19 protein-coding genes and 1 pseudogene are annotated in these 21,868 nt (G+C 65.4%); 3 read left to right on the forward strand and 17 right to left on the reverse strand.

Annotated features, from left to right (window positions below):
* Window positions 1–143 precede the first annotated feature (143 nt).
* The 17 genes and pseudogenes from A5709_RS21560 to A5709_RS21645 all read right to left on the reverse strand — a co-directional run bounded on the left by A5709_RS21560 (window position 144) and on the right by A5709_RS21645 (window position 12,611).
* Window positions 144–554, reverse strand: a complete 411-nt coding sequence (locus A5709_RS21560; RefSeq protein ID WP_068122294.1) for a cupin — start codon at window positions 552–554, stop codon at window positions 144–146.
* Window positions 555–557: 3 nt separating this feature from the next.
* Complete coding sequence (locus A5709_RS21565) at window positions 558–1,316, reverse strand: SDR family oxidoreductase (protein WP_068122398.1); 759 nt, start codon at window positions 1,314–1,316, stop codon at window positions 558–560.
* A 175-nt stretch (window positions 1,317–1,491) separates the two neighbouring features.
* A complete protein-coding gene (locus A5709_RS21570; RefSeq protein ID WP_068122400.1) occupies window positions 1,492–1,800 on the reverse strand; it encodes a hypothetical protein in 309 nt (102 codons plus the stop codon).
* Window positions 1,801–1,840: 40 nt separating this feature from the next.
* Window positions 1,841–2,371 (reverse strand): cupin domain-containing protein, encoded by a 531-nt coding sequence (locus A5709_RS21575; protein ID WP_231987030.1) that lies wholly within the window; start codon window positions 2,369–2,371, stop codon window positions 1,841–1,843.
* A gap of 57 nt (window positions 2,372–2,428) precedes the next feature.
* Window positions 2,429–3,196 (reverse strand): SDR family NAD(P)-dependent oxidoreductase, encoded by a 768-nt coding sequence (locus A5709_RS21580; RefSeq protein ID WP_068122297.1) that lies wholly within the window; start codon window positions 3,194–3,196, stop codon window positions 2,429–2,431.
* 30 nt (window positions 3,197–3,226) lie between these two features.
* Entirely contained in the window at window positions 3,227–3,607 is a 381-nt protein-coding gene (locus A5709_RS21585) for a nuclear transport factor 2 family protein (RefSeq protein WP_068122301.1), read from the reverse strand.
* 245 nt (window positions 3,608–3,852) lie between these two features.
* The gene (locus A5709_RS21590) at window positions 3,853–5,322 is read right to left on the reverse strand and encodes an MFS transporter (protein ID WP_231987031.1); all 1,470 of its coding nucleotides are present in this window, start codon (window positions 5,320–5,322) and stop codon (window positions 3,853–3,855) included.
* A gap of 66 nt (window positions 5,323–5,388) precedes the next feature.
* The gene (locus A5709_RS29120; protein ID WP_255403449.1) at window positions 5,389–5,514 is read right to left on the reverse strand and encodes a hypothetical protein; all 126 of its coding nucleotides are present in this window, start codon (window positions 5,512–5,514) and stop codon (window positions 5,389–5,391) included.
* Window positions 5,515–5,580: 66 nt separating this feature from the next.
* Window positions 5,581–6,246: a nitroreductase family protein gene (locus A5709_RS21600; protein ID WP_068122310.1), complete on the reverse strand. Its 666-nt coding sequence runs from the start codon at window positions 6,244–6,246 to the stop codon at window positions 5,581–5,583.
* A complete protein-coding gene (locus tag A5709_RS21605) occupies window positions 6,243–6,629 on the reverse strand; it encodes a Rid family hydrolase (RefSeq protein ID WP_068122314.1) in 387 nt (128 codons plus the stop codon). Before A5709_RS21605 ends, A5709_RS21600 begins: the two co-directional genes overlap by 4 nt.
* A 31-nt stretch (window positions 6,630–6,660) precedes the next feature.
* Window positions 6,661–7,602, reverse strand: coding sequence for an NADP-dependent oxidoreductase (locus A5709_RS21610; protein ID WP_231987036.1), 942 nt, complete (start codon window positions 7,600–7,602; stop codon window positions 6,661–6,663).
* A 78-nt stretch (window positions 7,603–7,680) separates the two neighbouring features.
* Window positions 7,681–9,159 carry an NAD(P)/FAD-dependent oxidoreductase gene (locus A5709_RS21615; protein WP_068122319.1) on the reverse strand — a complete coding sequence of 493 codons (1,479 nt, stop codon included), beginning with the start codon at window positions 9,157–9,159 and terminating at the stop codon, window positions 7,681–7,683.
* A gap of 184 nt (window positions 9,160–9,343) precedes the next feature.
* Window positions 9,344–9,754 (reverse strand): annotated as a pseudogene (locus tag A5709_RS29300) (hypothetical protein); the annotation flags it as partial.
* Between the two features lie 68 nt (window positions 9,755–9,822).
* Entirely contained in the window at window positions 9,823–10,254 is a 432-nt protein-coding gene (locus tag A5709_RS21620) for a cupin domain-containing protein (protein ID WP_068122322.1), read from the reverse strand.
* Between the two features lie 686 nt (window positions 10,255–10,940).
* Window positions 10,941–11,435 carry a phosphoenolpyruvate carboxylase gene (locus A5709_RS21635; protein ID WP_068122329.1) on the reverse strand — a complete coding sequence of 165 codons (495 nt, stop codon included), beginning with the start codon at window positions 11,433–11,435 and terminating at the stop codon, window positions 10,941–10,943.
* 373 nt (window positions 11,436–11,808) lie between these two features.
* Window positions 11,809–12,165 carry a protein UsfY gene (usfY, locus tag A5709_RS21640; protein ID WP_231987032.1) on the reverse strand — a complete coding sequence of 119 codons (357 nt, stop codon included), beginning with the start codon at window positions 12,163–12,165 and terminating at the stop codon, window positions 11,809–11,811.
* A 65-nt stretch (window positions 12,166–12,230) separates the two neighbouring features.
* The gene (locus A5709_RS21645) at window positions 12,231–12,611 is read right to left on the reverse strand and encodes a hypothetical protein (protein WP_068122332.1); all 381 of its coding nucleotides are present in this window, start codon (window positions 12,609–12,611) and stop codon (window positions 12,231–12,233) included.
* Between the two features lie 466 nt (window positions 12,612–13,077).
* Here A5709_RS21645 and A5709_RS21650 point away from each other — a divergent pair, with 466 nt between their 5' ends.
* From A5709_RS21650 to A5709_RS21660, 3 genes are all read left to right on the forward strand, one after another.
* Window positions 13,078–15,876 carry a LuxR family transcriptional regulator gene (locus tag A5709_RS21650; protein WP_068122334.1) on the forward strand — a complete coding sequence of 933 codons (2,799 nt, stop codon included), beginning with the start codon at window positions 13,078–13,080 and terminating at the stop codon, window positions 15,874–15,876.
* Between the two features lie 127 nt (window positions 15,877–16,003).
* The gene (locus A5709_RS21655; RefSeq protein ID WP_231987037.1) at window positions 16,004–18,769 is read left to right on the forward strand and encodes a LuxR family transcriptional regulator; all 2,766 of its coding nucleotides are present in this window, start codon (window positions 16,004–16,006) and stop codon (window positions 18,767–18,769) included.
* A gap of 652 nt (window positions 18,770–19,421) precedes the next feature.
* The gene (locus tag A5709_RS21660) at window positions 19,422–21,698 is read left to right on the forward strand and encodes a LuxR C-terminal-related transcriptional regulator (RefSeq protein ID WP_068122341.1); all 2,277 of its coding nucleotides are present in this window, start codon (window positions 19,422–19,424) and stop codon (window positions 21,696–21,698) included.
* Window positions 21,699–21,868: the final 170 nt, after the last annotated feature.

The following is a 21,868-nucleotide window of genomic DNA, read 5'->3' on the forward strand; positions in this document are numbered from 1 at the left end:
CGGTTATCACCACCGCGCCCGCCTGGGCGTGCGGACGTGACGGCTATGCGCGCGATCGGAGATGTCTCGATGGCACTTCGATTCGTAGGTCGGGGCCAAGCACCCACGCCACCGGCCCGGCCGAATGCCTGGTTCTCGACAAATCAGCCCGTGACACGTCGGTCTTTTCGCTCCGCGAGCTCCGCCTCGGTGACCCATTCGCGCATCGGTCGGCCGGGCGCGCACAGCAGCGTGAGCACAAAGCTGCAGGGAATGTCTGTGCGGTTGTTGGCGTCCCGGTAGTGGATCACGTCGCCGCCGGGCCCCCAGAAGGCGTCTCCAGCGCGGAGGACGCGTGGCGCTTGATCCTCGAGCTCGAACAACATCTCACCGCCGACCATGTAACCGAACCCCGGGCCTCCGGGAAGACGGTGTGGCGGGTACCCGGGGGAGCCCGGCGGATGGTTGATGAGAACGGTCATCACGTGGGCATCGTCGGGAATGGATGGTGATCGCACTTCCTGAAGCACCTTGACCGTGGACTCGCCTTCGGAGTCGCTGGCTTTGAACGACATTCGTCATCCCATCCTGGTGGAACGTGCTTCGATCCAGTCGGAGTATCGGGTGGTGAAGATGGTGGCGTTCGCGTCGGGTGCGAGGGTGTGATCGTCGATCACCGCTCCGAAGTAGGGAGCCTGGGGGTCGGTCACGACCCGGCGTCGGTCACCGTTGACGGCAAGGCCCGTGCGAACGAAGTCGTCCATTCCCATTGCTTCGGGCCCCGCGATCTCCATGACGCCGTTGATGGGCGGCCCAACCGCTGCGTGAGCCACGGCGGTGGCGACATCGTCGGCGGCGATAGGGCGGAACAACGCGTGTGGCAACCTGACAATCTCTCCGTCTGTCGCGGAATCGGCCAAGCCGATCGCGAACTCGTAGAACGGCGTTGCGCGCACAATCGAATAAGGCCGGCCCGATTCCTTGATCAGCTCCTCTTGAGCTGCTTTCGCGGTGTTGTAGCCGCTGTCCGGCATGTTCTGCGAACCCACGACGGACAGCGCGACATGGTGTTTGACTCCCGCTTCCCGCTCGGCAGTAAGAAGATTCTTGGTCGTGGTGGTGAAGAAGTGCATCACAGGTTCATCGTCGAACACTGGTGAATCAGCAACGTCGACAAGGACATCCGCGCCGGTGACGGCGTTTGCCAGGCCTTCGCCGGTGAGTGAATCGACACCGGATCGACGTGATCCGACGATCACGTCGTGTCCCTGCGCGTCAAGCTTGGCCGCTACTTTCGACCCAATAAGGCCACGACCGCCGATGACTACGATCTTCATGATGAACCTTTCAGCGTTGTAGTCCGAGTCCCGCCGGAAGAAGTTCGGTCGCCGCGGCGCTGCGAGCACACGGCCATCGACCCCGTCTCGGTCGCATTTGAGGCTGCGGCCGGACGGGGTGATCTGTCATCACCCCGACCAGCTCTTCACCCGGGTGAGGACCCGGGGCGCCCGGTCAATCGGCGTCCACATCAAACTCTTCGCGCGCCACCGTGTAGAACGAAGGGCCGTCGTTTGGGCTGCCACTGATCTGGCCGTGGTGCCGCCCGGCCCGCGGCGGCGGGCCCTCCGTGTAGCCGAGTTCCGGCTCCTCTGCGGCCAGACGCTCATCGAGCGTCAGGTGCTCGTCGGGAGGGATCCAGCGCAGCGGCGCATCGACCACGACGTCACCGTCGTCATTGCGTACTTCGTCGGAGTCCAAAGATTCGCTGGGCCCTAACGTTCCGTCGGGCCTGGCGTCGTCGTAGTCGCCGTCGATGATCATGTTTTTCACCTCCATGCGGCTCGAATCCCAGCGCTCACCCTCAAAGAGGCTCGCCAGGGAACTTCAAGTCGAAGCGTTTGCAGAGTTCGGGGACGCTGTCGACGTCCATCTCCAGTTCGTAACGCGCACAGAGCTCATCGAGAACTTCGGGCGATATCGTGGCTATACCGCCGAGATCGGCAAGCTCGTCGAAGAATTGCTCGAACCCCGCGGGGGAAATGATCTCGAGGATGCGGGCCGGCTCATCGCCCGCGTTCCAGAAGGTATGCCATTGGCCGCGTGGCTTGAAAATGAAATCGCCGGGCCCGCCCTCGAGCACCTCATCGCCAAGCAAGGCGCCCACGCGTCCCTCGATGATCCAGCTGTACTCGTCTTCGTTGTGGTGGCGATGAAGCGGTGCGGCCAGCGCCCGAGGAGACATGGGATGCTCGAGCACGGAGAAGCGGCCGTCCGCCTGAGCCCGGTCGAGGATGTGGCGTACACCGACCGTCCCGTTGAACACGGACCTGCCTTCGGTGCGGCCGACGGACTTGGCCCGCGGGCCGCCCGGCCTCAAAATATCGATTGCCATTGCGTCTTCCTTTCAGCTTCCTGTCGTTTTCGAAGGGTGGGAAGCACCTGCATCGGGCTAATTGCGGCCCGCCATGACGCCGCCGTCGACGTTGAGGATCGCGCCGGTGACCCAACTCGCCTCATCAGAGAGCAGATACGTCACCGCGTTGGCCACGTCGGCCGGGGTGCCGACCCGTCCCAACGGATGAAACGGCGCGAAAGTGTCAAGGGTTGCCTCGATTTCGTCCTTGGGGACCCACTTCTCCAGAGCCGGGGTCCGCACCGCGGCCGGTGCCACCGCGTTAACGCGGATGTTGTGTCCGGCAAGCTCGATGGCCAGGTTATGGGTGAGCGCATGCAGCCCCGCCTTTTGCATCGAATGCCCGCACGAAGGGGTGGCACCGACCGCCTGGTGGGCCCACATGCTGCCGATGTTGACAATGGCCCCACCCTCACCGCGGGCGATCATGCCCGCGACGACGGTCTGCGTCAGGAAAAACAGGGCGTAGTTGAGCTTCATGTACGAGTCGTAATCCTGAGCGTCGTACTCGAGAAACGGCTTGGGGATGAAGAATCCGGCCGCGTTGACCAACAGTGTCGCCTTGCCGTGTTGCTCAGAAAGCGCCCGCTGCACGTCGGCGACCGCGGCGCGGTCCGTCAGCTCGGCGGCGATACCCCAGGCATGGCCGCGCCGGCTCAGCTCGGTGACGGTGTCGTCGACACGGTCTTTCGACAGGCCGACGATCACCGCGCTCCCGCCGTGATCGACGACGTCGATCGCGACCTGCCGGCCCATGCCGGCACTGCCGCCGATAACAATGACCTTCTTGCCCTCAAAATGCATGTGCGGGTTGCCTTCCTGGTTGGTGGCGGGTTAAGCGCCCGGGGCGATCGCACAGGCCGCCACACAGACCCAGGTGCCATCACGCTTTTGATAGGTGTCCGTGTACAGAGCTTCCTGGTGCGCTCCGTCGTCGAGCATCGTGTAGGTGGCGCGGGCGTGGATCAGAGCAACGTCACTGAGGATCCGAATGCTCACGTCGTGCACAGCCAGATCCTTGAATGGGCGCGGCTTGGCGATGTAGTCGAGGAACTCTTCGCGGTTCCGGGTCACACCGGGGGTCTGCACGATGAAGTCTTCGGCGAGGAACTCACTGAAGCGCTTGACATCGTTGAACTGGTCGGAGTGGACATAGTCGTTGTTGAGCTGCTCGAGGATCGCCAGATCTTCGGCCGACTGCTCGGCGTGGTGCATCTTTGGGTTCCTTCTCTATGCGGTGTCAGCTCGGCGCCAGGGTCGTCGAGACGGGTTTGGCCTCACATTGCATCCTCGGAGCGCCTTGTGGGGCTGTCATCACCCCAACCGTGCATTCACCCGGGTGAACAGACCTGCCATCAAAACGAAGGCCCCCCAAGCCGTCTGGCGACCATCCATCTCGCGGCGAGCGAACCACTCGGTTGCGGCGTTGTTCACCGCCTCCTTCGCCGGGTCGCGCACCGTTAGCGCGGAGAAGATGGATCGATGGCGGCCAAGGCGCCGCCGGCCAAGGCTGGTTGCACTCCGGGTCGGTCGCGGCACAGGGCGGCAATGGCGCACGGCACGGGCCGGCACCCGCCAGGCGGATTGGTGATCAACAGCGCGGCGCACAACGCGCCGAGGGCGAATAGCGCGGCGCTCACTTGTAACAGGTGGGCGAATCCGGTGGCACTCGCCGCGCCAACGCTGATCAGCCCCATGGACCCGATCGACATCAGCGCGGCCAGCCGTGAGACGGCGTTGTTGATCGCCGACGCCAGACCGCTGTGCTCCGACGGCACCGACGCCAGCGTCAACGAGGTCAGCGGTGTGACAGTGGCGACCAGCCCGACGGCCAGCACGGTCATCCCCGGAATCAGGTCGGTGATCGCGTGGAATTGATGGGATTTCGGGCGGATCAGCAGCAGCCCGACCCCCGCCAAGGCGGGGCCGCCGATCAGGAACGTGCGCGGTCCCACCCGTGCGGCGATCCGGCCGACATGGCGGGCGAACAGTAACGACAGCGCCGGGATCGGCAGGGTGGTCAGTCCGGCTGCGGTTGCCGAGTAGCCGCCGATTTCTTGGGTGTAAAGGGCGATGGCCAGCGATGCCAACGTCAACGCGCCATAGACGAATGCGGTGACGACATTGGCGGCTGCGAAATTGCGAAAGGTGAACAGCGGCAACGGAAGCATCGGACTCCTGCTGCGGTGCTGCCAGCTCACGAAGCCCGCCAGCGCTGCAACCCCGATCACCAGTGGCGCGACCACCCGCGGTCGGGCCCAGCCGTCGTGTTGCCATCCGATCAACGCATACACGGTCCCGGCCAGCCCCACCGCCGATAGGGCCGCCCCCGCGATGTCGACCCGCGCGCCTGCGACCCGACCCGACATCGGGCACAGCCAGAATGTCAGCGCAAGCCCGACCGCCATGGGGATCGCCGACAACACGAAAATCCAGCGCCAGCCAAGCAAATCGACGCACAATCCGCCCAGCAAGGGGCCCAACGCGAACGCGGTTCCCGTCCACCCGGTCCAAACACCGATCGCCGCGGACTGGTGCGCCTTGTCGAACACCGCATTGATCAGCGCCAGCGAGCCTGGCGCGAGGAACGCCGCGCCCAGGCCCTGGATGACGCGCGCAATGATCAGCGTTCCCGGTGAAGTGGCAACCGCCGCCAGAACCGAGCCCGCCCCGAAAGCCAACAGCCCGAACCGCATAACCGGAACGCGTCCGAACAAATCCGAGATGGACCCGCCGGGAAGAATCACGGCCGCCATCGCCAGCAGGTAGCCGTCGACAACCCATTGCTGCAACGCCAAGCCGCCCCCAAGGTCATGCTCGGTGGCCGGCAACGCCAGGTTGATGACGGTGGAGTCCAGGAACGCGACCATGGACACCGTCACCGCGACCACCATCGCGCGGCTGGTCGGTGCCGCGTCGCGCAAGGTCACCGCCGGCGCCGTCCGGTGGGTGACGATGGCACTGCGCCAGATCCCTTGCGTGCGAGGGGCATGGTTTCAGAGCGCCTTTCTCAGACTCTTCAGCTGCGTCAACGCATCGATGTCGCCGACGTCACCGGTATCGAGGGATCGGCTGGAACCTTGGGGGTTGGCGCGGCTTTGACCGCCGCGATCGCCTTCCATGTTGTTCTCCTTGGGACTTCGCTTCCACACGGGCGGTCGTCCCGCAGTCCGGTTCCGGTGGTGTGCTCACCACCGGTCGAAATGCAGCACGTCGTCGAGCGGTATCCGTTTGGCACGCCGGAAGGTGGTGCCGGTGTAGTACGCGGTCGGGACGGTCGTGGCGTGATAGACGTTCTCGGGCAATCCGAGAATGGCCCGCATGTCCTCGTCGGCCATGATGGTCACCCCGGTCCACGTCGTTCCCAAGCCCCGGGACCGCGCGGCGAGCATGTAGCTCCAGGTGGCGGGCATGATCGAACTCCAATACTGGTTGGCGTTTTCGGCCGTCAGCGTGCCATCACCGTCGATGACCTCGACGCACGGGATCGTCAAGACGGGGACCTCGCCGATGTGCGCGGCGAGATACGCCGCGCTGTCGGACACTTTGCGCTGCTCGCGGTTGCGTACCGGATCGTCCTTGAATCGATCCGCGACCGCGTACGGCGAAGCGACGATCAGTTCCCAAGTGCGCCGGTACACCTTGGCAATCGCGCGTCGCTGGCTTGCGTCGGTGACGACGATGAAGCTCCAGTTCTGCACGTTGGCCGACGTCGGTGCCTGCACCGCGATCTCCAGGCATTCCCGGATCAGGCCGATGGGAACGGGTTTGGTCAGATCGAGGCGCTTGCGCACCGAGCGGGTCGTGGTCAGTAGGTCGTCGGTGGACAGCTCGACGAGCGGGTAATCGGTCATGCCGGCAGGATGGCGGTGACTTCGACTTCCACACGGATGTTGGGCCACACCAGCCCGTCGATGATGCTGAACATGGCGGCCGGTCGGTGGCGGATGATCTCTTTGCTCACCGCCAGATAGGCGGACGCATTCTCCCGGCTGGTGACCCACTGCCGCATGTAGACGATGTCGGTCAGCTTCGCGCCGGCCTTGCCGAGCGCGTTTTCGACATTGATCCAGCACTGCCGGGCCTCGTCGGTGAAGTCCTCGGGAAGGGTGCCGTCTTCGCGCACCCCGGGCGTTCCGGAGACGAAAATTTGCGTGCCGCCGGATACGGCGACGGCGTCGGCGTAGTGTCCGATGTGTGCGGCCACTCCGGTGAGGATCGGGGTAATGGTTGTCATCTCGAGACTCCTTGCTGCTGTGCGCTTTCGGTTAACTTCCCGGGTTTTCTGTCGTGAGGACGACGCCGCTGGCCTCGTGGCCCGCAACGACGTGCGCGAGGGCGGCGGCGGCCTGATCCAGGCCGCAGGACCGCGGGGTCGGCATGCTCAACTTGCCTGACGCGAGCAGGGCGGTGAGGCGGTCGAGCTGGGGCCCGTCGGAGCGGACATAAACCGCCGTCACGCCGATTCCGCGGGTCGATACGGGTAGGTCCGGGGTGATGGTGGCCAGCCGGCCGCCGCCGGCAAGCGCGGTCATCGCCGCAGCGGCACCCCCTGGGGCCGCGTTGGCGACGGCGTCGATCGAGTCATTCGCCAACGCCTTCGCGTGCTGTGGCCACAGTGGATCGCGGTAATCGAGTACTTCGCGGGCGCCATGACGGCGGACTCGGTCGGCGCTGCTCGGGCCGGCGGTGGCGAGCACGTCGGCCCCGCGCATGGCGGCCAGCTGGACGATGAGGCCGCCGGTGATTCCACCCGCGCCATGAACGAGCAACGTCTCCCCGCGGTGCAGGCCCAACGCCTCGCCGACCACCTGCTCGGCGGTCAGCGCCGGCACCGGAAAGATCGCCGCGCTCTCCCACGAAATCTCGGGCGGTTTGCGGGCGAGCGAGCCCACCGGCGCGATCAAAAGCGGCGCCCAAGTGCCTTGATCGCGCAGCGGCACCGGGTGACACAACACCGCATCGCCCACTCTGAATCCGCTCTGGCGATCGTCGCCGACGGCCTCGATGACTCCGGCAGCCTCGACGCCGAGCGCCAGCGGGGCCGTCCTGCCAACGTCCCATCCGCCGTAACGAATGATGTTGTCCCAGTTCCCGACCCCGGCGCGACGAACATCGATCAGAACCTCGTCAGCCGCCAAAGGTCGCGGGTCGTCCACTTCGAACGTCTCCACGTTGCCGCCGGCCGTGCGGACCCCCGCTACCAGCATGGTCACGGCCGGAAGACCGACCAGTCGTAGGTCATCGTGGTTCCTCTCGAGCGCAGAGGGTTGACGGATTTGCTTCGCCTAAGCGCTTTTCTGCGCGTTCCGCCTCGCGGTGTTCAGCAACGCGGCAAATTCGGACTCTTCTGCGAGTAGCGGATCCCAGACCTGATTGACCGTCGGATGTGGTGCGACCGCATGGCGTAGCAGACTGACCGGGATTTTTGCGACGACAGCCAGCGTGGCTGCTTGAACCAGTTCGGAGAACTGCGGGCCGACAAACGTCGCTCCGAGCAGTGTGTTGGTCTCGTCGTTGATGACCAGTTTCGCCCAGCCGTGAAACCCATCCCGGTAGAGGGCGAGGAATGACACCGCCCCGGGGTAACAGGCCGTTCGCGTCCGCACCGCGAACCCTTCCGCTCGGGCCTGACTTTCGGTACGGCCCACCCAGGCCACCTGAGGGTCGGTGTGGATGACCTGCGCCAGGCTGCCGGCATCTCGCGCAGTCAATTCGTTGTCGGACAGTTCTCGTCCGGCGGCCCGCACGGCGATGATTTCGGCCACGAGGCGGCCGTGGTAGGTGGAGATATGAGACAGCCGCGCACGCCCGGTGGTATCTCCGAGCGCGTAGAGCCAGTCGCCTGTGACATCGACCGCCTGGAGATGGTCGTTCACACAGACGGTTTCGCCGGCCGCCAGGCCGACGGTTTCCAGTCCGATTTCGTCGGTGTTGTTGCGTCGTCCGGCGGCCAGGACGACTTCGTCTATCTCGATGGTGCGGCCGAGAAAAGTCGCGGTGACGGGCCCGTCCGCCACGGGTCGGGCTACCGCCGACAACTGTGTCTCAAAGTAAATGTTGACGCCATTGCTGCGCAGTGACTGCGCGACGAGATCACGAGCTTCGGGTTCGCAGCTGCAAACCAGCGTGCTCTCACGCACCAGAAGTGTTACCGCCGAGCCCAAACCGCTCAGGATGGTCGCGAACTCAACGGCGACGGGTCCGCCACCCACCACCAGCGCGCGTGGTGGCACCCGTGTCATGGTGGTCAACTCCCGATTGGTCCACGGTCGTGCTTGCGCCAGACCGGGTATCTCCGGCACGTTCGGACGAGTGCCGGTGGCCAGCACGACCGCGTGGCGTGCGGTCAAGACGGCTTCGGTGGTATCTCCGAGGGTGTAGGCCACGCGCACCGTCCGTTCGCCGCTCAACCTGCCGAACCCGTGAAACACCGCTACACCGGCTTGCTGCAACGACGCTGTCCGCTCTAGGTCCGAGAGATGCTCGATGAGCTCGTCTCGTTTGGCGAAAACGGCCGCAATATCCAATTCTTTCCCCGTAACAGCCTCTCGCACACCAGGAACAGCCCTCGCGAGGTTGAACACCTCGATCGGACGAAGCAGCGTTTTGCTCGGGTTGCAGCCCCAGTAGTGACACTCGCCACCGACGAGACGATTCTCAACGAGGGCCACCGAAAGGCCAACCGAAGCAAGCTTTCGCACGGCGGCCACGCCGCCCACCCCGCCGCCTAGGACGATCACGTCAAATTGCTTACTAGCCTTCATCTGCCCTCATTTCCGAAGGTGGGTACGTTCGCCGCGTTTCGCTGAGTCGCCCGTCACAGGGATGCGGCTCGTGTCGGGTCATTGGGGGGCTGGCATACGCACTCCCGAACCGGCTGAATGGACTAACCGCAGTCTCGTTAGGCCGGCTGCGGTTTCGGGTGTCTGGACTGCGCAAGGCGCATGGAGTGTGTGTCGGCGCCATGCCGAGTATCGCGTAGGCCGCTGCCGCGCTCGCCGCGGAGAAGACACTGGAGCTAAGCGGCGCTTCCACACCGAGTGATACGGCCATCGTGATGCCAAATATGTTGAGCACCAAGAAACTCGCCGTACCGACAAGTATCGGTCGCCAGCCGATGAGGAGCAAGACTCCCAGCGTCGCCTCGGTTACGGTGGTAGCCCACACAATGACGGCCAGTAAAGAACCGGAAGCAAACGGAACAAGCTGGTGGGTGTAGTCGGCGAAGGGGCCCATGCTCCCCCAGCTGCCCTGCCCGAACGGCTTCCACCAACCGAATCGATCGGCAACCGCCGACAGGAACGCCGCCGCCAGCGACAAGCGTAGGGCGATCCGGACAACGCGGGTCGGATCATGCATATACCTGGGGTGTTCCCGACGGATCATTCCGAACGGTGTCATGACTGTTCGCCGTCGACCCGGCAAGCTCATTCTGCGTTGTCTTCCGTCGTGAGCGGCCCGTCTCCGGTGTCTAACAGGAAAACTGCTAGCAATTCGGCGGGTTCGGTCTCGCTTGCGTTTTCACTGATGGTGTGGTGCGCACCGGGAGCTTCGCGCCACGTCTCACCGGCGTGATAGACGCGAGCGGGTTCACCCTCGACTTGGCTGCGGATCGCTCCGGAGATCACGTAGGCCATGATGAACGCCGATTTCGCGTGGTGGTGCGCACTGCTTTTGGCTCCGGGCGGATAACTGACGGTCACTGCTTGAAGTGATTTGCCCGGAACATTGGTTGGCTGGTTGAAAACTGGCCGGACAACGGGTTTTTGATCCGGATTTTCCGGTGCCGGCTCGGCGTGGGCCCCGGGCGCGAGCATCATCGCGACTGTCAGCGCGGCAAGTGCTGCTTTGAGAACCATTTTGGCTGCCTCCCTTGACACTTCAGTTACACGCAGGTCGTCTTGCTTGGGACGCGCTTGCCGGGAACGAACACGGCGGCGGCTTCGGTAAGGGCCAGGACGGCAAGTCTGACGGCGACGCCGGCATCACGATCTGAACGGTGATGGCTTGCATTACTAGTCCTTCCTGATGCGGGTCGGGGAAGCTCCGGTCTGCGGTTGTACGCTGACGAGCTCGAGGCCTAGATCACGAACCCGGTCGAGTAGTCCGTAAAGCTGTGATTGGTCGTGGATTTCGCCTGTGAACACGCTTTCGTTCGCATTGGCCTCGAGGCGCATCCCGTCTAATGCTGACCCGAGCCGCTCCGTCAGGCGGCCTCGAATGCAGATCCGATACATCGTCGACTGCACTTAAGCCTCCACTCGTCAGCTCCTGACTCAGGATTCACTGACGCGGGGTGAGTCGTCATCACCCAGCGGGCTAATTCACCCGGGTGAGCGCCCGGAGGCTCAGCGCCGGGACCGGTAGCGATTGGGCACGGGCCGGCGCCGGTTGTCGGCACGGGCGATCAGCCACGCTGTGGCCGCGGCTCCCGCACAGCTCACGGCGGTGACACCGAAATCGATTGGCTGACCATCGATCAACGTGAGAACCGCGTAGTCACCAGAGACTACAGCCACGAACAGGAAGGCGTTACGTAGGCGATTCACAACACCAGCCACTCGGCCCCGATCGGGCGCACAGCGAGGATGCTGCGCAGGTATCCAGTGGGACGCCCGCAGGTGGCACACACCGGGCTGGCGCCTCGTCGAGACGCCATCTCACGTTTGTCGTCCACGTAGGTCGCCATGGCCCATCGGACCGTTTCAAGGCAGGCTCGACAAAGCACCTCAATAAGGTCGCCGTCCGGGTTTAGCCCCATCTGGTCGCAACCGTCGACGGCGTGTATCTCGGCGACCGCCACCGCGGGCGCGCCGCATGTTTCGTCGCTCGACAACCCCCGGGCAGTACAGATGGGCCGCAGCGAGTTGAGCTGGTGCTCGATCCCGAAGTCGGGTGCCTCCGCGACATCCCCAGTCCGGTACGCCCACCGCCGGGCCGGGGTGGCGGCGTCCCAGATTCGTTGCAGCAGCCGCGATGTCCGGCCGGCGCCGCCCGAGCCGTATTCGGCAGGCGATCGTTCGGATGGGCGACGCTTCATCTGGTCTTCTCCAATTCGTGGCCATGGCGATCCGCAGCGATCAAGGCCCAGCGCCTCCACCGTCACCGCGACTCGCTGCTCGCTGATGCGGCCCGAGGCAGGCCCGGCACCCGGCCGATCTCACGTACCGTCCGGTCGCGACCTCCTCATGCAAGCATTTATCGACCCGGGATGAGTGGTCATCACCCGGCAGACCCATTCACCCGGGCGATTTGACGAGTGTTGCTCGTATCGCGAGTGCACGCGAACTGGTTGCCCAACACGGCAGCGACAAGCCGATTTGTTTTGCCGCGCAACGTGCCACAACGACGACGAGGTCGCTTTTGTGGACGCCCCGGGACGACAATGTCGACGGGATGCTCGGAAGCGGTGATCAGCGAATCGGCGGACGCCTCCGCCTACCGGGGTGCGCAGCGTCCCACTGCGCATCGATGCGCGTGACGCGACGAAGCTCAATGGTGAGCCACAGCGTTGCGGCGACCGTGGCGAGAACGGCGACGAGCACCGAGGTGCCGAGCCATTCGTAACGCCCATACGCGGCTTCTGCCGCCGAGCTGATCAACCCGGACGTGGCTACGACCAGCAGAACCAAACCCGGCCAGAAGAAGTTGTCCTTCACGGCGATTCCCGCGTGCGGTTGCGTGGTGCGGCAGTGATCCGTCGGATCATCGTGCGTGTCCCCCATCGTCACTCCCTTCGTCGTCTCGCCGGTGACCAGCCGTCGATCCATGGCGGACCCGCACGGAATGCACAAACTCTATGCGGAGCACCCGGACGTGCGTCCGCGCGCAATTGTCAGGTCGAGTCCGCCCCGGCCCGGTTGAACAGCTCGGGCAGCGTTATCGCCCCAATGGTCGTCACGAGCCACACCACCACCGTCGTCGCCAGCCAGGATGGCGTGCCATCGATGGTGATTCCGTGCGTCAGTAGCGACGCGAGGGTCAACGCGACGACCGTCAATGCCAAGCCGGCGCCGCCCAGCAGCAGTGACGCGTACTCGCGTGGCAACTTCATGATCGAAAACGACACGCTCCCTTGCATTATGGCGAACGCCAGCACTCCGACGACGAACCCCGGTATCGACACCACGACTCCGGGAACAACCCCCGCCGCAACCAGTAGTCCGATCCCCCACGATGTCAGGAAAACGCTGGCAAACCGCAGGATGTGGCTCATGGCGCGGTGTAAGTCGCCGAGCCGGGGCCGCCGCCCAACACGATCTTCTTACCGTCCGACTCAGCGCACATGGCTCAGTCCCTTCCCGAATCACCTACTACTGGGGCGTGCCGCGCGTCTGAATTGTCTGGCATCCGCACAATCGGCCATGCCGCGCAAGTCTTGCCGGAGTCCAGATTGGGCGTCCGCCGGGTGAGCTGTCTTCACCCCGCCGCGTAGATCACCCGGGTGAGGACATAACTAGGCCGCACCCAACTCGCGCGGCGGGGCCATCGACATTCCCGCTGATTCGCGCGGTGTCGGCATCGCGGGTGCACAGCACCGAGGGTGGGCACATACGGCCCCGATCGGTGTGCCGGCACTCGCCTACACTAACTACCAGCGCTAGCGGTTACGAGAATCTGGTGGACGACACGACTGAGAGGCCTTCCGCCCGCCTACATCACGTCGGGGGGCGCAGGTTCGCGTGAGCACCGCAAGGTCGTCGGGGAAGGTCCGCATACCGCCGATTCGGGGGCGGGCGGACGAGTTGAAGCAGATCGGCGAGCTGGTCGCAGCGGTCGCTCAGGGGCGCGGGGGCGTGCTGGTCATCGAGGGGCCGCCGGGCATCGGGAAAAGCAGATTGCTGACCGAGATTCTGGCGCTGGCCGAGAAGGCGGGTGTTCGGGCGCTATTCGGTGAGGCCTTCGAGTACCAGCAGACGGTGCCGTTTTTCTCGCTCTTCATGGCGACCCTGCGCGCGGATCCCCCCGTCGGTGATGTGGAGGCGTTACGTCGCCTGGGCACGTCGGCCGATCTCAGCTACTGGGTGGTGCGTGACCTGCAAGCCGCCATCCACGCGACCGCGTCCCGAAAACCGTTGGCGATCGTTCTCGAGGACGTCCACTGGGCCGATAACGCGACCTTGCTGGCGTTGCGGTCGCTGGCCGCTACACGGCCCTCCGCCCCGGTGCTGTGGGTGCTTACCGTCCGGACCGGCGCCGGCGGGCCGGCGGTGCAAGAAACGCTGTCGGTGCTGCAGCGCGCGAATGCCACATTTTTGCGATTGCGGGCCATGACGCCGGACTCGGTCGCCGAGATGATCTGCGACGCGGTGCGGGCGCCGCCGGATGGGTCCCTATTGAATCTGGCTGCCAAAGCGCACGGAAATCCGTTCCTGGTCAGCGAGCTTGTGCAGGGCCTGGCCGAGGAAGATCGACTGGACGCAAGTGGCGGGCGAGTCATCGCCACCGGAAGTATGCTGCCGCGACGGCTGGGCGTAGGTATGCAGCAGCGACTCGACCTCCTTTCCGACAGTGCTTCGGAGGTGGTGCGGGTGGCCGGAGTGCTGCCGGACCGGTTTTCGGCAGGCTTGCTAGCAGCGATGCTGGACCGTCAGCCGGTCTCATTGCTCTCGGCGCTGGAGGAGGCGGTCCGCGCGGATCTATTCGTCGAAGACGGTGAGCAGCTGAGGTTTCGGCACGACTTGTTGCGTGAGGCCACTCGCCAGTCATTGCCGCAGTCGCTGCGGCGGGCGATGGAACGTCAGTCGGCGTCGGTCATGCTGAGTATCGGTGCCGCCCCAATCGAGGTGGCCACCCAGTTGGCCCGCAGCGCCGAACCCGGGGATCGAGAGGCGATCCAAGCACTACGGCAAGCCGCGCAATCGGTTGGCCGCGGCGACGCGAGCGCGGCCGCGGACTTGACCAAGCACGCGTTGGAGCTGTTACCAGCCGACGATGCTGAGCGCGGATCCCTGGTCGCGGAAACGGTGGAGTGGCTCAACCGGGCCGGCCGCCATGGCGAGGCCGAAGAAATGGCCGTCGTAGCGCTCTCGGAGGCGGTTTCGCCCGAAGTTGAGGCCGAGATCCGCCTCCGGCTCCCGGCACACACCAAACACAGCACCCAACGGCGGGCGGAGGAAAATCGCAGAGCGCTCGAGTTGGGCGACATCAGCGAGCTCACCCGCACACGGCATCTAGCGTGGTTGGCCTACAACCTTGTGTTGCAGGACAAAAGAGGGCAACAGCGCACAGCAGCCGACGAGGCTGCCGCCGCCGCGGCGGCCACCGGTGATCTCGAGGCCACAATCATGGCCGAGGTCACTCTCGCTTTGCTCGACATTGGTGAGGGGCACAGGGTCCGCGCTCTAGGCCGCCTCGAACAGCTTTGTTCGCTCGGCTACACGAATGATGCGGCCTTGGCGCATCACTATGCCGCGATGTACTACGCAATCCTGCTAGCAGTGTTCGGGCGGTTGGACGACGCGGCGGGCCGGATTGCCGACGGCACAGGGGAGGCCCGCCGAGAAGGCAACGCGATGGTCCTAAGCATGTGGACTGTCATTGGTGCGATTGTTCACCTCGCTGCGGGCCGGCTGTCGGCCGCTCGCGATGCGGCTGAGTCCCTGCCGGCGCCACAGCCGACAGGCGTGAGCGAGCCGGACCTGCTGCGCATCGTGGTCTTGGCCTCGGTGGCTGTGCACACTGATGACCGAAATTTGTTGCAGCAGATGGCGAATGACGCACACAAGGCCTACTCCACCGGCTCACCTGCGATCCGTCGAGGAGCTGCGTATGTGCTCGCGCTGGCGGCCTGGCGGGACGACGATGTCCATGAAGCGGTGCGCTGGCTCGGCGGCGACATCGCCTTACTCGGAACACCACTGCAGGTCTATGCCTTCGATCGGCTGATCTTGAGTGCGCGGGTAGCCTCGGCCGCCGGTGACGCCGGCTTGCGCGCACGGGTCCTGCAGGCCACCGAGGTGCTGGAGTGCGAACAGCCCGCGGTCCCGCTGTTTTCAGGGGTTGCCGGATATGCCCGCGGCATACTCGGGCGTGACGCCACAGCATTGGTGGCTGCCGCGGAGTTGCTTCACTCGTCGGCGCGGCCTCTTCTCTACGCCGGCGCCGCCGAGAATGCCGGCGACGAGCTGAGTCGCGCAAAGCGCGACCTCGAGGCCATCGACCACCTGAACGCGGCATTCGACACTTACGTCGCGTGCGAGGCGATTGCCGACGCCCGCCGGGTCGGCCGGGTGTTGCGCCGATTAGGAGTGGAGCGCCGCATCGTTATGCACGCCCGGGCAAAAACGGGTTGGGGCAGCCTCACCGATTCCGAGCTCAAGGTCGTCCGTCTCATCGCCGAAGGGGCGACCAACCGCGCCGTGGCGCAGCGACTACACCTCTCCCCCAACACCGTGAAAACACACCTCCACAACGCCTTCGCCAAACTGGGCATCACGTCACGCGGCCAATTGGCGCAGCTCATCCGCGACGCTGATTGATCGACAGCAAATCGAACGGCTGCCGGCGGCGGGCTAGAATGACTCCACTTCAGTGGCAGTAGGTAGAGCGTGAACAGGACACCCGATGGAGGTTCCAGCTGGCCTTTCCGATGTCGGCGGTCAGCGGATGGTCATTCCGCCGATTCGGGGGCGCGAAGACGAGCTGAAACTGATTGACGCCCTGATCGCGGCGGTCGCTCAGGGGCGCGGGGGCGTGCTGGTCATCGAAGGGCCGCCCGGCATCGGAAAGAGTCGGTTGCTGACCGAGGTGTTGGTGCTGGCCGACAAGCGTGAAGTACGCACCTTGTTCGGGGAGGCATTCGAGTACCAGCAGACGGTGCCGTTTTTCTCGCTGTTCATGGCGACGCTCAACGCGGACCCGCCGGTAGGCGACGCGCAGGCGTTGCGGCAGCTAGGCGGCTCGGCCGATCTGCGCTACTGGGTTGTGCACGACCTGGCCGACGCGATTCAGGCGGCCGCGGCACAAACCCCGCTGGCGATTGTGCTCGAGGACATTCACTGGGCCGACAACGGCACGCTGTTGGCGCTGCGGTCGCTGGCCACCGCGCGGCCGGATGCCGCGGTGTTATGGGTCTTGACTGCCCGCACCGGCGCCGGCGGGCCCGCGGCACAAGAGACTTTGTCGGTGCTGCAACGCGCGAACGCCACGGTCTTGCGATTGGGAGCAATGACCCCAGAAGCGGTCGCCGACATGGTCCAAGACGCGGTGCGCGCCAAAGCCGATGTGTCGCTGCTGAATCTGGCCGCGAAGGCGCATGGAAATCCGTTTCTGGTCAGCGAACTGGTCGGAGGGCTGGGCGAGGAGGACCGACTGAACATCAGCGGCGGGCGGGCGGTGGCCACCGGACAGGGGCTGCCGCGGCGTCTGGCCGTCGGCATCCAGCAGCGACTGGACCTGCTCTCCGATACTGCGTCGGAGGCGGTGCGGGTGGCCGCGGTGCTGCCGGACCGGTTTTCGGTGGAGCTGTTGGCCGCGATGCTGGAACGGTCGCCGGCGTCGTTACTGTCAGCGTTGGAGGAGGCGGTGCGGGCGGATCTTTTCGTCGAAGACGGTGAGCGATTGAGGTTTCGGCACGACTTGCTGCGCGAGGCGACCCGGCAGTCGTTGCCACAGTCGTTGCGGCGGGCGATGGAGCGCCAGTCCGCGTCGGTCATGCTGGGGATGGGCGCCGCGCCGGCCGAGGTGGCCGCCCAACTGGCTCGCAGCGCCGAACCGGGAGACCGGGAGGCGATCGACGCATTGCGCCAAGCCGCGCAATCGGTGGGTCGCGGCGACGCGAGCGCGGCCGCGGACCTGACCAAGCGGGCGTTGGAGCTGTTACCGGCCGACGACGCGGAGCGCGGATCGCTGGTCGGCGAGACGGTGGGGTGGCTCAACCGAGCCAGTCGCTACCGCGAGGCCGAAGAATTGGCCGACGTGGCGCTCGCGGAGGCGGGGTCGCCCGAAATCGAGGCCGAGATTCGCCTCCGGCTTCCGGTGCAGACCAAGCACACCGACCAGCGGCGGGTGGAGGAAAATCGGCGCGCGCTCGAGTTGAGCGGCATCAGCGACGTCACTCGGGCACGGCTTCAGGCGTGGCTGGCGTACAACCTGGTCTTCGACGAAGGCGGGAAACGGCGCGCAGCCGCCGACGAGGCTGCCGCGGCCGCGGCAGCCACCGGCGACCTCGAGGCCACGATCATGGCCGACGTCACCATCGCGTTGCTCGATGCGGGCGAGGGGTACACGGCCCACGCACTGGACCGCTTTCAACGGCTCTGCCAGCTTCCTTACACGAACGACACGGCGTTAGCCCATGCCTACGCCGGAATGTACAACGCGAACCTGCTCGCGGTGGTCGGCCGGTTGGACGACGCGACCGCCCAGGTGGCCGACGGCATCGAGCAGGCCAGCCGCGAGGGCAACGAGATGGCGCTGGCCAGCTGGGCCGTCTTCAGCGGGCTCGTCCACCTCGCTGCGGGCCGGCTGTCGGCCGCGCGCGACGCGACGGAGTCCCTGCCGCCCCCGCAGCCGACAGGCGCGACCGAGCAGGACGTGCTTCGCACGGTGGTTCTCGCCGAGGTGGCGGCTCACACCGACGACCGGGATTTGTTGCAAAGAATGGCCAATGATGCGCGCGATGCGCACTCCACTGGCTCCCCCGGCATCCGGCGAGGCTCGGCGTACGTGCTCACGCGGGCGGCGTGGCAGCGCGACGACGTTCACGACGCGATGCGCTGGCTCGGCGACGTAATCCTTTTGGGCACCCCGCTTTTCCCCCACGCATTGATCCGGCTGGTCTTGGGTGCGCGAGTGGCATCGGCCGCCGGTGATGCCGGTTTGCGCGCTCGCGTCTTGCAGGCAGTCGAGGTGCTTGAGCGCGAGCAGCCGGCAGTTCCGCTGTTATCAGCGGTGGCGGGGTACGCCCGCGGGATACTCGAACGTGACGCCCAGGCTTTGGTGGTCGCCGCGGACTCACTTCGCTCGTCGACGCGGCCACTTCTCTACGCCAGCGCCGCCGAGGACGCCGGGACCGAACTGAGTCGCGCGCAGCGCAACGCTGAGGCACTCGACCAGCTGAACGCGGCATTCGATACCTACATCGAGTGTGAAGCGATAGCCGATGCCCGGCGCGTCGGCCGCGCGCTGCGCCGGTTGGGGCTAGAACGGCGCATCGTCACGCACCCACGGGCAAAAACGGGTTGGGACAGCCTCACCGACTCCGAACTCAAAGTCGTCAACCTGATCGCCGACGGCGCGACCAACCGCTCCGTCGCCCAGCAACTGCACCTTTCCCCGCACACGGTGAAAACGCATCTGCACAACGCCTTTGCCAAGCTCGGCATCACGTCGCGCGCTCAACTCACGCAGTTCATGCGTCGCGCGGATTGACCAACCCGTCAAATATCAAGGTCGCTAGGCCTACACCGACCGGGCCCTAAACATCATCCGCTGGCCGATGGTGGCGGGGGCGCCACGCTGCCAACGTAGTCATTGAGCCCGGAGTCGTCGCGGCCACCGCCGATCCAGCCAGGAATCGGCAACCGAGAGCGACGACACGGGAGGATCGAGAGAACGATGATGAGCACTCTGTTGGGAATGTTGATCATGCTGCCCGTGGTCTTCGGTGTCAGTGGGTACGTGTTGGTGTCCCGACGACCATGAGCACGAGAACGCGCGCTCATGGCGAGACGCCACCTTGCTGCGCCGGGCGTTGTGATGGGCCGGCCAATCCAATCGATCGATGCGTGAGCGGAGGAACGCCGTGGGGGTGCACAGCGTGAGCGCGGCTCGCGAGCAAATCCTCGAACCGTTGGCGGGCCGTGGGTCCGCCAACCCAAGCGGACGCGCGCCGGAGGTAATCACCGACAACGCCTCTGATTCAATAGGTTCGCCGCGATCGCAGCGCAGAACAAGCCCACCCGATCCCGCAGAGACGAAAAGTGAATCGGGGAGGCCGGCATCCACCCAGGAGGTGTCAACGCCGAGTGTTGGCGTCCGGACGCTCGGCTCAATTGATTCGCGGAGTTCTGGGGGTTTGCCGATGATCGTCTCAGATGGCCCTAACGACAACGGCTTTGGTGAAGCCGCCGCGAGGGCAGTTCTGCTCGCCACCAAGCTGCATGTGCCGGCCATCGGGAGCCAGCTCGTTCACCGGACCGCCTTGCTCGACGCCTTGTCGGCGGGACGTCGTCGCAAGTTGACGCTGCTGAGTGCGCCGGCGGGCTGGGGCAAGACGACATTGTTGGCGCAGTGGGCCCTCGGTGCTGCCGACGACGAGCGGTTCAGCTGGCTGTCGCTTGATTCCTCCGACAACGACCCGGTGTGGTTTTGGATGTACGTGGTCGCCGCGCTGCAGCAGATCAGTCCCGGGGTGGGGATTCGCGCGGTCGAACTGCTAGCGATGGGCGCCGACCCCGTGCAGGTCGTTCTGCCCACTCTGCTGAATGATCTGGACACGATCGCTCGCCCCATCGTGCTAATTCTTGATGACTACCACCTGGTGGTGAATCGAACGGTTCACGAGCAGCTGACATTCGTTATCAGCCGGACGCCAGCGAATCTCCACCTGGTGTTGGCCAGCCGATCGGATCCGTTGTTGCCGTTGGCTCGGCTGAGGGCCAGCGGCGATCTTGCCGAGGTGCGAACCGAGGATTTACGTTTCGGGGCCGGTGAGGCGGACTATCTGCTGAACGATGTCCTCGGGCTCGACTTGTCTCAGGCAGATGTTCAGCTGTTGCACCGGCGCACCGAGGGCTGGGCGGCCGGCCTTTACCTTGCCGCCCTCTCGCTTGCCGGCCGTACCGATGCGTCGGCGTTCATCGCGACGTTTGCAGGCGACAACCGACATATCGTCGACTACTTGATGGCTGAGGTGCTCGACGGTCAGCCACCGCACCTGCGGAGCTTTTTGTTGCGTACGTCGGTGTTAGGACGACTCAGCGGTCCACTGTGCGACGCGGTGCTGCAAACGTCTGGCTCAGCCTCGGTTTTGGAGCGTATCGAGCGCGAAAATCTGTTCGTGGTGCCGCTTGACATGTCGCGTCACTGGTATCGCTATCACCACCTGTTCGGCGAGTTACTGCGCACCGAGTTGCGCCGCACCGAGCCGGATCTCGTCGCTGATCTGCATCGGCGAGCTGCGGCCTGGTTCGAGGCCGAAGGCCTCATCGACGAGGCGGTGCGCCACCTGGCCGCCGGTGGTGACATCGCGCGCAGTGCCGATCTGATCGCCGCGGACTGGGTCGACGAGTTCAACGGGGGTGGCACGTCGACGGTAACCGGGATGCTCGATCTGCTTCCCGAGGAGGCGGTTCGCCAGGACCCGCGGCTGAGCGTGGCCCGCGCCTGGATTGCCCTAAGCGTTGGTCGACTCGATGATGCCGCTGCGTGGATCGAGGCAGCCGAGACGGGATCGGCCGGCGACATGCCGGACCGCCTCGCCATCAGCGCTCAAGCCGTCGTCTTGCGCGCGGTTCACTCGTACAAGACGGGTGACGTCACCGGCGCGCTCGAGACGGCTCGCCGGGCGATCACCCTCGATCTCGGCGAAGCGCCGCTCGGCCGACCCATCGCATACGGCATTTATGGCTCCGCACTGTACCTTTCGGGCAGCACCCAGGAGGCGCAAGCAGCCTTCCGCCAGGCCGTGGAACTGGCCGAAAAGGTGGGCGATCGCCGCTCCCGCAGCTACGCGTTGGGCTATCTGGCGCTGATCTCGGCGGAGCGTGGCCAGCTGGCAGACGCCGAACGTCAGATCCGCCGCGCTTCCGGCAGTTTGCGGGGCCTGGCGGATGCGGAACACTTTGTGGACGTGATGGTGTCGCTCGCCACGGCGGAGGTCCTGCGTATGCGCGGCGACGTGGATGCAGCGGTGGCGCCCGCCGACATGGCGGTCATGTCGGCGCGCCAAGGCGGAGCGATCCTCGAAGTGGCGAAGGCGCTGTCGATCAGGGCGAAGATCTCCGAGCAACTCGGCGACCACCAGGCCGCCAAAGCCATCCTTGAAGAGGCCGACACCCTGGCGCGCGGCAGCTCGGGGGCTGGGGCCGCCGCGTCGCTCCTCGCGCCGACCAAGCGCCATGCGGGCGTCGCGGTGACCTCGCGCACCCAGGGGTGCGTCGTCGTTGAGGAGCTGACTCCCAAGGAGCTTGAGGTTCTCCGCCTGCTCGCCACCCGGTTATCCAGGCGCGAGATCGGTGAGCGGCTATTCGTCTCGCTCAATACGGTGAAGACCCATCAGCGGGCCGTGTACCGCAAGCTCGGGGTCGAGCACCGCGGCGCGGCGGTCAGCCGGGCGCACGAACTCGGCCTGCTCTAATCCGCCTACCGACGCCCCACTGTCAACGGCGGCCCCGGTTTGACCCGTTTCGTCGACGCGGGGTTAGTTCTCAGGTGGCGCCGTCACTCACCGGATCCAGTCGGTGACGAACCATCATGTCTGGGAATGCCTCTCGTCGATCAACCTGGCGAGCAGACGGTTGGGGTGAT

Origin of the sequence: Mycobacterium sp. E1386 (genome assembly GCF_001672745.1) — a bacterium.
Classification (GTDB): Bacteria; Actinomycetota; Actinomycetes; order Mycobacteriales; family Mycobacteriaceae; genus Mycobacterium.

What these genes read in the sequence shown, in the direction of transcription:
- A5709_RS21560 (WP_068122294.1), bottom strand. Translation starts at nt 554, where the DNA reads ATGTCGTTCAAAGCCAGCGACTCCGAAGGCGAGTCCACGGTCAAGGTG.
- A5709_RS21615 (WP_068122319.1), bottom strand. Translation starts at nt 9,159, where the DNA reads ATGAAGGCTAGTAAGCAATTTGACGTGATCGTCCTAGGCGGCGGGGTG.
- A5709_RS21600 (WP_068122310.1), bottom strand. Translation starts at nt 6,246, where the DNA reads ATGACCGATTACCCGCTCGTCGAGCTGTCCACCGACGACCTACTGACC.
- A5709_RS21655 (WP_231987037.1), top strand. Translation starts at nt 16,004, where the DNA reads ATGGTCATTCCGCCGATTCGGGGGCGCGAAGACGAGCTGAAACTGATT.
- A5709_RS21580 (WP_068122297.1), bottom strand. Translation starts at nt 3,196, where the DNA reads ATGCATTTTGAGGGCAAGAAGGTCATTGTTATCGGCGGCAGTGCCGGC.
- A5709_RS21645 (WP_068122332.1), bottom strand. Translation starts at nt 12,611, where the DNA reads ATGAGCCACATCCTGCGGTTTGCCAGCGTTTTCCTGACATCGTGGGGG.
- A5709_RS29120 (WP_255403449.1), bottom strand. Translation starts at nt 5,514, where the DNA reads ATGGAAGGCGATCGCGGCGGTCAAAGCCGCGCCAACCCCCAAGGTTCC.
- A5709_RS21620 (WP_068122322.1), bottom strand. Translation starts at nt 10,254, where the DNA reads ATGGTTCTCAAAGCAGCACTTGCCGCGCTGACAGTCGCGATGATGCTC.
- A5709_RS21605 (WP_068122314.1), bottom strand. Translation starts at nt 6,629, where the DNA reads ATGACAACCATTACCCCGATCCTCACCGGAGTGGCCGCACACATCGGA.
- A5709_RS21585 (WP_068122301.1), bottom strand. Translation starts at nt 3,607, where the DNA reads ATGCACCACGCCGAGCAGTCGGCCGAAGATCTGGCGATCCTCGAGCAG.
- A5709_RS21610 (WP_231987036.1), bottom strand. Translation starts at nt 7,602, where the DNA reads ATGCTGGTAGCGGGGGTCCGCACGGCCGGCGGCAACGTGGAGACGTTC.
- usfY (WP_231987032.1), bottom strand. Translation starts at nt 12,165, where the DNA reads ATGGATCGACGGCTGGTCACCGGCGAGACGACGAAGGGAGTGACGATG.
- A5709_RS21570 (WP_068122400.1), bottom strand. Translation starts at nt 1,800, where the DNA reads ATGATCATCGACGGCGACTACGACGACGCCAGGCCCGACGGAACGTTA.
- A5709_RS21635 (WP_068122329.1), bottom strand. Translation starts at nt 11,435, where the DNA reads ATGAAGCGTCGCCCATCCGAACGATCGCCTGCCGAATACGGCTCGGGC.
- A5709_RS21565 (WP_068122398.1), bottom strand. Translation starts at nt 1,316, where the DNA reads ATGAAGATCGTAGTCATCGGCGGTCGTGGCCTTATTGGGTCGAAAGTA.
- A5709_RS21660 (WP_068122341.1), top strand. Translation starts at nt 19,422, where the DNA reads ATGATCGTCTCAGATGGCCCTAACGACAACGGCTTTGGTGAAGCCGCC.
- A5709_RS21575 (WP_231987030.1), bottom strand. Translation starts at nt 2,371, where the DNA reads ATGGCAATCGATATTTTGAGGCCGGGCGGCCCGCGGGCCAAGTCCGTC.